We start from the raw sequence: 8610 nt of genomic DNA, 5'->3' as shown, positions 1-8610 counted from the left end.
CCTCCTCCGATAGGTCGGCGTGGATGGTGGTCTCCGCGACCCGCCGTGCCTTCCACGGAGCCAGCTCGCCGGCCTGGACCCGGCGCCACAGCCGGGGCAGCCGGTGGCGCAGCTCGAGGGCCTGGCCGATGAGCCGCTTGGCTGCGACTGTGGACATCCCGAGGGCGGCGCCGAGCTCGGCCACACAGAACTCCGCCACCAACGGCGCACCCGCACCGGCGACGGGCTCCTCGTGCTCACCACCGCCAGGCGCGGTGAAGGTCGCGGCGGAGTCCTCGGACGCGGGGTGCAGATCGGCCCACTGACACGCCGCCACCAACAGCTCCGCCTCCGCACGGTCCGCCAGAGCACGACGCGAACGGGCGTAGCCGAGCACCGCAGCAGCGGTGTCCGGGAGCTCGGTCGTCGTGGTCGCCATAGGAGAACTCAACCAGGGACCACCGACATTTCGGCGGCTCGAACCGGGCCCTGTGGACAGCTCGGCCGGCCATCGTGCCAGGTCCGCGAAGGCGGAGCTGCGCTGGTCGAGCCCGCGAGCCCACCGGCGTCCGGCCACGATTTCGGCTGCGACGTCCAGCACCTGCGTCAGCGGCAGCGCGATGACCTCACGACGCCACCCGGCGCACGTCCTGGACCTACGACGCCTCTCTTCGTCGTTCGCATGACAGCGGTGTGGCGTGGTGCCCCACGCGCCCGGGCACCGATCAGGACCCGCCGCACTTCTGAAGGGGTCACCGAGGACCGACGTGCTGGATCACGTAGCCGACGACCGCCGATTGCTCGGCGCGACCGAGGGGCCGAGGGGCCGAGGCACTCGAGGAGTCCTTCACCCGCCTCGGCGGGGTTCATCGCCCAGCTCCTCGACCGCTCGGAGCTGTTCACCGAGGGTCCTCGTCCCCGTCGTGACCGTGGCGACCAAGCGCGCCCCCTCCAGCAGCCGGCCGAGCTCTGATCCTCGAGCTGTTGTGGACTGCCGTCGGCGAGCGACGGGATCAGAACCACCCCGAATGGCCCGACTACGCCCGGAACGGACGACACGTCGCGGCACCGCCGGGTCGGGACGCGATCGCCCCGACCCGGCCCCGATGACCGGCCACCCGTCGACGACGAGCACATGACCAGCGGCGGCACCCTGTCCGCCTCCTCCCGGAGGCTGGGACGCGGAAAGGGAGGTGAATCGTCGGCCGAATCTCGCCGCACTCTTTACTTTCCGCGAGGTCGGGTTTGGAATGAAGCAGTGACTGACGACACTTCAGAGCCCCGCCCCACCCACGCCTCACGCCGAGCGCTGATCTCCGGCACCGCCGCCGGGACGGGTGCCGTCCTCGCGAGCGCCCCTGGTGCCGCAGCCGCGGGAGACGGCTCCGGCCACCGGAGCAGGAGCGTCCTGGACGCCGACGAGCACTGGCCGGACGGTCCGGGCCGGCGCAACCGTCCGCAGTCGCCGGATGCCGAGCTGCGCGCCATCATGCGCGCCGTCGACCGGCGCCGGATCGAGGCGAACGTGCGCAAGCTCGTCTCGTTCGGGACCCGCCACACCCTCTCCTCGCAGACCGACCCCGAGCGCGGGATCGGTGCGGCCCGTGACTGGATCTACGACACCATGTCGAGGTACGCCCAGGCCTCCGGTGGCCGCATGACGGTGGAGAAGCAGTCCTACGTGCAGCAGCCGGACGGCGCGCGCATCCCGACGCCGACGACGATCACGAACGTGATCGCCACGCTGGTGGGAAGCGAGGAGCCCAACCGCGTCTACGTCATCTCCGGGCACTACGACTCCCGCGTCACCGACATCATGAACTTCACCGACTACGCTCCGGGTGCGAACGACGATGCCTCCGGCGTCGCGGTGTCGATGGAGCTGGCCCGCGTCTTCGCGACCTACCGGCCCCGGGCGACGCTCGTCTTCGCCGCCGTGGCCGGGGAGGAGCAGGGGCTCTACGGCGCCGACCACATGGCGCAGACCTACCAGGACCAGGGCGTCGACGTGCAGGGCATGTTCACCAACGACATCGTGGGCAGCTCCACCGGTGACGACGGCACTCGCGACGCGCACAGCCTCCGGCTCTTCGCGGAGGGCGTCCCGACCGCGGAGACGGATGAGGAGGCCGCCGTGCGCCGCTCGGTCGGCGGCGAGAACGACTCGCCGGCGCGCCAGCTCGCACGCTTCGTCACCGAGGTCGCCGACAACCGGTCGACGGGCATGCGCATCCGCGTGATCTACCGCCGTGACCGCTACCTCCGCGGCGGCGACCACATCGCGTTCCTCGAACGGCGCTTCCCCGCAGCGCGCTTCACCGAGCCCAACGAGAACTACGCGCACCAGCACCAGGACGTGCGGTTCGAGGACGGGATCCAGTACGGCGACCTGCCGAGGTTCTGCGACTTCGGCTTCATCACTCGCGTGGCGCGCGTGAATGCCGCCACGCTCTGGTCGCTGGCCACCGCGCCGGGCACTCCCAAGGGCCTCACGGTCGACACCTCACAGCTCGACAACAACACCGCCCTCGCCTGGGAGGCCGTTCCCGGCGCCGCCGGCTACGAGGTCGTCTGGCGCCCGACGCCGCAGGACGACTGGACGCACGTCATCCGCGTCCGCGGCACGCGCACGAGCACGACGATCGACCTGTCCAAGGACAACGTCTTCTTCGGCGTCCGGTCGGTGGACGCGCGGGGCCGACGAAGCCCCGCCGCCTTCCCCGTGCCCGCGTCCGGCTGAACCGCCTGGTCCAGGCTCGGCCGCGGGGGCGGCCGGGCCGGCCGGGTCGGCGATCGAGGCCCGGCCATGTCCGCATCGACTCGAGGGTGCGCTCGGAGAGACTCGAACTCTCACTGGCCAGGACCTAAACCTGGTGCCTCTACCCATTGGGCTACGAGCGCCGGTGGCCCGAGTCTAGGTGCGGTCAGCCGAGACCGAGGTCACGGCGCAGCTTGGCGACGTGCCCGGTGGCCTTGACGTTGTACTGCGCCACGGCGACCTTTCCCTCCGGGTCGACGACCACGGTGGAGCGGATGACGCCCTCGACGACCTTGCCGTACAGCTTCTTCTCGCCGAACGCGCCGTAGGCGGTGAGCGTGCTCCGCTCGGGGTCGGAGAGCAGCGTGATGGTCAGGCCGTCGCGCTCGCGGAACCTCGCCAGCTTCGCCGGCTCGTCGGGGGAGATGCCGACGACCTCGTAGCCCGCGGCCTTCAGGGACTCGAGGGAGTCGGTGAAGTCGCACGCCTGCGTGGAGCACCCGGGGGTCATGGCGGCGGGGTAGAAGTACACGATCACCGACCGGCCGCGAAGCTCGGAGAGCGTGACGCTGCCGCCGGTGTCTGAGGGAAGGGTGAAGTCCGGCGCGGTGTCGCCGACGGCGAGGCGGTCGCTCATGCATGGCTCCTGATGGTCAGGGGGTGTTGTTGCAAGTCAATTGCAATAGAGTGGTGGACGCACCGACAACCTAGCGACCGGAGGCACCCTCCCGTGCACGTCCCCGACGGATTTCTGGACGCACCCACCTCGGTGGCCACCGGGGTGGTCGCCGCCGCCGGTGTCGCGGTCGCACTCCGGGGCGCGCACCGCGAGCTCGACGACAAGACGGCGCCCATGGCCGGGCTCGTCGCCACGTTCGTGTTCGCCGGCCAGATGATGAACTTCCCGGTCGGCGCGGGCACCAGCGGTCACCTCCTCGGCGGAGCGCTGGCCGCCGTCCTCGTCGGTCCCTTCACGGCCGTGCTGTGCATCAGCGTGGTGCTGCTGGTGCAGGCGCTGCTGATGGCCGACGGCGGCATCACCGCGCTGGGCACCAACATCACGCTGATGGCGCTCGTCGGGGTCGTCGTCGGCTGGGGCGTCTTCGCGCTGCTGCGCGCCGTGCTGCCCAAGCGCGCCGCCCTCGTGGCGCCGGCGGCCGCCGTGGCCGCGCTGCTCAGCGTGCCGGCTGCCGCCGCCGTCTTCACCGCGCTCTTCGCCATCGGCGGCACCGTGCCGGTCGACACCGGCGCCGTCCTCGCCGCCATGGTCGGCTGGCACGTCGTCATCGGCACCGGCGAGGCGGTCATCACCTGCCTCGTCGTCGGCAGCGTGGTCGCCGTCCGCCCCGACCTCGTGTACGGCGCCCGGCCGGTGCTCGCCGCCCGCCGGCTCGAGATCCGCCGGCCGGGGGTGACCGCATGAGGCTGCGCGCCTTCCTCCTCACCGGCCTGGTCGTCGCCCTGCTGGTCGCGGGCGTCGGAAGCTACTACGCCAGCAGCCACCCCGACGGCCTCGAGCACGTCGCGGAGCAGACCGGCTTCCTCGACAGCGCCGACGAGCATGCCGCGGCCGACGGCCCGCTGGCCGACTACCAGACCCGGGGAGTCGACGACGAGAGACTGTCGGGCGGCCTGGCCGGGGTGCTGGGCGCGCTGGCCGTGGCCGCGATCGGCGGCGGCCTGTTCTGGCTGATCCGTCGTCGCGACGGCGACGAGGCGGACGACGCGGCACCACGCCAGCACGCCGACAGCCGCTGACATGGGGGCCGGGCACGGGCACCGCCTCCACTTCCACGGGCACAGCCCGGTCCACCGCGCCCCGGCGCACCTCAAGCTCCTCGCGCTGGTCGCCTTCATGCTGCTCGTGGTGGCGACGCCGCGAGACTGGTACCCCGTCTTCGCGGCCCACCTCGCCGTCCTGCTCAGCGTCATCCTCGTGTCGCGGGTGCCCCTGCGCTACCTGCTGCCCCGGATGGTCATCGAGGTGCCGTTCCTCCTCTTCGCGCTGCTCGTGCCGTTCGTCGCGCACGGACCGCAGGTGGAGGTGCTCGGCGTCGAGGTCTCCGAGCCCGGCCTGCTCGCGGCGTTCGCGCTGGTCGTCAAGGGGAGCCTGGGCGTGCTGGCCTCCCTCACCCTGGCCGCCACCACGGAGCCCGACGAGGTGCTGCGCGGGCTGCAGCGCCTGCGCATGCCGGCACTCATCGTCTCGATCATGGGCTTCATGGTCCGCTACCTCGACGTCGTGACCGGGGACCTCGCCCGGATGACCACCGCGATGCGGTCGCGCGGCTGCGACCCGCGCTCGCCCCGCCACTGGCCCACGCTGGCCCGCTCGCTGGGTGCGCTGTTCATCCGCTCCTACGAGCGTGGGGAGCGCGTGCACCTCGCGATGCTCTCGCGCGGCTACGACGGCGCGCTGCCCGACCTGCGGCGAACGCCGTGAGTGTGCCGACGCTCGAGGTCCGCGGCCTCGCCTACGCCTACCCCGACGGGCACCAGGCGCTCTTCGGGGTGGACCTCCACGTGCACGCGGGGGAGCGGGTCGCCCTGCTCGGCCCCAACGGCGCCGGCAAGACGACCCTCGTGCTGCACCTCAACGGCATCCTCACCGCCGGGGCCGGCACGGTCGCGGTCAACGGCCTGCCGGTGGCGAAGAAGAACCTCCAGGAGATCCGCCGCCGCGTCGGCATCGTCTTCCAGGACCCCGACGACCAGCTGTTCCTCGGCACGGTCCGGCAGGACGTCGCCTTCGGCCCCGCCAACCTCGGGGTGCGCGGCGCAGAGCTCGACCGCCGGGTGATGGCGGCCCTGGACCGGGTCGGCATGGCGGACTTCGTCGACCGGCCCCCGCACCACCTGTCCTTCGGCCAGCGTCGGCGGGTCGCCGTGGCGACCGTCCTGGCCATGGAGCCGGAGATCCTGGTGCTCGACGAGCCCAGCTCCAACCTCGACCCGGCGTCGCGCCGCGAGCTCGCCGACATCCTGCGCGGCCTCGACGTCACCGTGCTGATGGTGACCCACGACCTGCCGTACGCCCTCGAGCTGTGCCCTCGCTCGGTGGTGCTCAGCGACGGCGTCGTGGTCGCCGACGACGCGACGTACGACGTGCTGACCGACGACGAACTGATGCGCGCACACCGGCTGGAGCTCCCGTTCGGCTTCGACCCGCGGCGCATTGATAGCCTGCCCCGGTGAGCAACGACACCAGCTCCCTGGAGCGCGAGATCGAGGCGACCCGCGAGAACCTCGCCCGCACGATCGACCAGCTCGCCCACCGGGCCAGCCCCAAGACCATCGTGAACCGGCAGGTCTACTCGACCAAGTCACACTTCGTCGACATGCAGACCGGTGAGCCGCGCACCGACAACATCCTCAAGGTCGCGGCCGGAGTCGTCGGCGCGATCGTGCTGATCGCGGTGCTCCGCCGCGTCACCCGCTGACCCCGCCATGCCCGCGGGGTCACCGATCAAGATGCTCCACGACCGGATCCTGGTCGAGGAGGACAGGCAGGCCGGCGAGCGTCGCTCCACCGGCGGCATCGTCATCCCGGCGACCGCCGCCATGGGCGCCCGGCGGCTGAGCTGGTCGCGCGTGGTGGCCACGGGCCCGCACGCGCGCGCCGTCGAGGTCGGCGACCGCGTGCTCTTCGACCCCGAGGACAAGGCCGAGGTCGAGGTGCACGGGGAGGTGTACGTCGTCATGCGCGAGCGCGACGTGCACGCCGTCTCCGCCGGCCGGCTCGAGGCGGAGTCCACCGGCCTCTACCTCTGAGAGGGCAGCGCACCCCTCAGGCACGACGAAGGCCCCCGGTCGCCGGACCGGGGGCCTTCGCTCTGTACGCCATCAGGGACTTGAACCCCGAACCCGCTGATTAAGAGTCAGCTGCTCTGCCAATTGAGCTAATGGCGCATGCCGTGAAGCGAGTAGAACGTTACCAGCGGCGCGTCGGCAGGAAAAATCGGGAGGCGGTCAGCGGGCGGCGAGCACGGCCTGTGCTGCGTTGTGCCCGCCCAGCCCCGAGACCGCGCCGCCCCGACGCGCCCCGGAGCCGCACAGGAGCACCGAGGGGGACGCGGTGTGCACGCCCCACTGCTGGGCCGGGGTCTCCAGGCGGGCGCGGTGGGACGCCCAGGGCCAGTCGAGGTCGCCGTGGAAGATGTGGCCGCCCGGCATGGCGAGCTCGGCCTCCACGTCCTGCGGCACCTTGGCCTCGATGCAGGGGTTGCCGTGCTCGTCGGTGGCGACGCACGAGGCGAGCGGCTCCACCAGATGGGCGTCGATGGAGGCCAGGGCACGCTCGACGGCCAGCGCCCTGGCCGCCTGCCGGTCGCCCTCGAAGAGCGACGCGGGGGTGTGCAGCCCGAAGTAGGTCAGCGTGTGGGCGCCGGTGCCCTCCAGGTCGCCCAGGATGGACGGGTCGGTCAGGGAGTGGCAGTAGACCTCACCGGGCAGCACGGCCGGCATCCGCCCGGCGGCGGCGTCGGCGTACGCCGCCTCGAGCGAGGAGAGGTCCTCGTCGAGGTGCAGGGTGCCGGCGAAGGCGGTGCCCGGCTCGACCCCGGACCGCAGCCGCGGGAGCCGGTCGAGCAGGAGGTTGATCTTCAGCTGCGAGCCCTGCGGCTTGGTCGCGGCGTCCTCGGGACCGCCGAGGAGGATCCGCAGCACCCACGGGGCCACGTTGGCCAGCACGTGCCGACCCGTCACCGTGTGCGCCCGCGTGCCGTCGTGCCAGGTGACCTCCGACGCGTCGTCCCCGGCCGCGACGGCGCTGACGCCGGCGGAGGTGACGATCTCGACGCCGGCCTCGACCGCCGCCCGGGCCAGGGCGTCGGTGACCGCCCCCATCCCGCCGACGGGCACGCGCCACTCGCCGGTGCCGTTGCCGATGACGTGGTAGAGGAAGCAGCGGTTCTGCACCAGCGAGGGGTCGTGCATCGAGGCGAAGGTGCCGATCAGCGCGTCGGTGGCGACCACGCCGCGCACGGTGTCGTCGGCGAACCGCTCCTCGATCGCCTCGCCCAGCGGCCGCAGCACGACGTCGCGCCAGGTGCGCTCGTCGACGGCCGCGGCGAGGTCCCTCTCCGACGGCAACGGTCGCATGAGGGTGGGTGCCACGACCGCGGCCAGGGACGAGACCTCGGCGTAGAACGCGCGCCACGCGTCGTACTCGTCGTCACTGCCGGTCAGCGTGGCGAACGACGCGCGCGTGGAGTCGCCCTCGGGTCGCTCGACCAGCAGACCGCCGGGCTTCCCGTCACGGACGTAGGGCGTGTACGACGCCGTGCTGCGCTGCGTCAGGGCGATGTCGAGGTCGAGGTCGCGCACCAGCTGCTCGGGCATGAGCGAGACCAGGTAGGAGTAGCGGCTCAGGCGTGCCGGTCGGCCGGGGAACGGCTGGGCCGAGACGGCCGCGCCACCGACGTGCGGGAGGCGCTCGAGCACCACGACCGAGAGCCCTGCCCGCGCCAGGTAGGTCGCCGCCACGAGCCCGTTGTGGCCGCCACCGACGACGACCACGTCGTAGCCGCTCCGCTGCGAGGTCACCGGGACAACGTAGTGCAGCCCACACTTCCGCCGTTCCGCCGCGGGACCGCTGTCAGGCCATCATCTCGTGTCCTCGAGCCCGCAGGGGGTCCGGGCTGCCGCGTGCCCGCGCGCGGGTGAGGACGAGGATCTGCGTGTCGCGCGTCTCGGGACCTCGGGCTGCTGGCCGTGATGGCGGGCCTCGGGTACGTCGCCGTCATGGTGCTCCCCGGGCGACCAGGCCGGTGAGCTGTGGCCCACCGGGCCCGCCGCCGGGCTGCTCCTGCGCACCGGTCGGGCCCGCCGGGTCGAGACCGCCCTACTGGTGCTCCTCGCCGGCGCGCTGGCCA

9 protein-coding genes, 2 tRNA genes and 1 pseudogene are annotated in these 8610 nt (G+C 72.4%); 7 read left to right on the top strand and 5 right to left on the bottom strand.

Features of this window, described 5'->3' with window-relative positions; translation table 11 throughout:
• Window positions 1-418, bottom strand: a pseudogene (locus QZX64_RS06215) (hypothetical protein); the annotation flags it as partial.
• An 819-nt stretch (window positions 419-1237) separates the two neighbouring features.
• Here QZX64_RS06215 and QZX64_RS06210 point away from each other — a divergent pair.
• Window positions 1238-2719 (top strand): M28 family metallopeptidase, encoded by a 1482-nt coding sequence (locus QZX64_RS06210; protein WP_295657734.1) that lies wholly within the window; start codon window positions 1238-1240, stop codon window positions 2717-2719.
• An 87-nt stretch (window positions 2720-2806) separates the two neighbouring features.
• On the opposite strand, the gene QZX64_RS06205 is transcribed toward QZX64_RS06210, so the two are convergent.
• Both QZX64_RS06205 and bcp read right to left on the bottom strand, forming a co-directional pair.
• Window positions 2807-2880 (bottom strand) — tRNA-Leu (locus tag QZX64_RS06205).
• Between the two features lie 23 nt (window positions 2881-2903).
• Window positions 2904-3374 (bottom strand): thioredoxin-dependent thiol peroxidase, encoded by a 471-nt coding sequence (bcp, locus tag QZX64_RS06200; protein ID WP_295657733.1) that lies wholly within the window; start codon window positions 3372-3374, stop codon window positions 2904-2906.
• 93 nt (window positions 3375-3467) lie between these two features.
• Here bcp and QZX64_RS06195 point away from each other — a divergent pair, with 93 nt between their 5' ends.
• From QZX64_RS06195 to QZX64_RS06170, 6 genes are read left to right on the top strand one after another with little or no spacing between them, the layout of a single operon-like run.
• Complete coding sequence (locus QZX64_RS06195) at window positions 3468-4160, top strand: energy-coupling factor ABC transporter permease (RefSeq protein WP_295657732.1); 693 nt, start codon at window positions 3468-3470, stop codon at window positions 4158-4160.
• Complete coding sequence (locus tag QZX64_RS06190) at window positions 4157-4495, top strand: PDGLE domain-containing protein (protein ID WP_295657731.1); 339 nt, start codon at window positions 4157-4159, stop codon at window positions 4493-4495. The genes QZX64_RS06195 and QZX64_RS06190 overlap by 4 nt, the downstream gene beginning before the upstream one ends.
• Before the next feature lies 1 nt (window position 4496).
• The gene (gene cbiQ, locus QZX64_RS06185; protein ID WP_295657730.1) at window positions 4497-5180 is read left to right on the top strand and encodes a cobalt ECF transporter T component CbiQ; all 684 of its coding nucleotides are present in this window, start codon (window positions 4497-4499) and stop codon (window positions 5178-5180) included.
• The gene (locus QZX64_RS06180; RefSeq protein ID WP_295657729.1) at window positions 5177-5932 is read left to right on the top strand and encodes an energy-coupling factor ABC transporter ATP-binding protein; all 756 of its coding nucleotides are present in this window, start codon (window positions 5177-5179) and stop codon (window positions 5930-5932) included. Before cbiQ ends, QZX64_RS06180 begins: the two co-directional genes overlap by 4 nt.
• Window positions 5929-6177 carry a DUF3618 domain-containing protein gene (locus QZX64_RS06175; RefSeq protein WP_295657728.1) on the top strand — a complete coding sequence of 83 codons (249 nt, stop codon included), beginning with the start codon at window positions 5929-5931 and terminating at the stop codon, window positions 6175-6177. Before QZX64_RS06180 ends, QZX64_RS06175 begins: the two co-directional genes overlap by 4 nt.
• 7 nt (window positions 6178-6184) lie before the next feature.
• Window positions 6185-6508: a co-chaperone GroES gene (locus tag QZX64_RS06170; RefSeq protein WP_295657727.1), complete on the top strand. Its 324-nt coding sequence runs from the start codon at window positions 6185-6187 to the stop codon at window positions 6506-6508.
• Window positions 6509-6573: 65 nt separating this feature from the next.
• On the opposite strand, the gene QZX64_RS06165 is transcribed toward QZX64_RS06170, so the two are convergent.
• A tRNA-Lys gene (locus QZX64_RS06165) sits at window positions 6574-6646 on the bottom strand.
• Between the two features lie 60 nt (window positions 6647-6706).
• Window positions 6707-8281: an NAD(P)/FAD-dependent oxidoreductase gene (locus tag QZX64_RS06160; RefSeq protein WP_295657726.1), complete on the bottom strand. Its 1575-nt coding sequence runs from the start codon at window positions 8279-8281 to the stop codon at window positions 6707-6709.
• Window positions 8282-8610 lie beyond the last annotated feature (329 nt).

This window comes from uncultured Nocardioides sp. (assembly GCF_902805925.1).
Lineage (GTDB): Bacteria > Actinomycetota > Actinomycetes > Propionibacteriales > Nocardioidaceae > Nocardioides.
The sequence above is the reverse complement of the archived record's forward strand: the minus strand, read 5'-3'. Positions and strand labels throughout refer to the sequence as shown.

Bases quoted from the DNA above. Each gene is read 5' to 3' on its own strand.
- cbiQ (WP_295657730.1), top strand. From the start codon at position 4,497: ATGGGGGCCGGGCACGGGCACCGCCTCCACTTCCACGGGCACAGCCCG.
- QZX64_RS06170 (WP_295657727.1), top strand. From the start codon at position 6,185: ATGCCCGCGGGGTCACCGATCAAGATGCTCCACGACCGGATCCTGGTC.
- bcp (WP_295657733.1), bottom strand. From the start codon at position 3,374: ATGAGCGACCGCCTCGCCGTCGGCGACACCGCGCCGGACTTCACCCTT.
- QZX64_RS06190 (WP_295657731.1), top strand. From the start codon at position 4,157: ATGAGGCTGCGCGCCTTCCTCCTCACCGGCCTGGTCGTCGCCCTGCTG.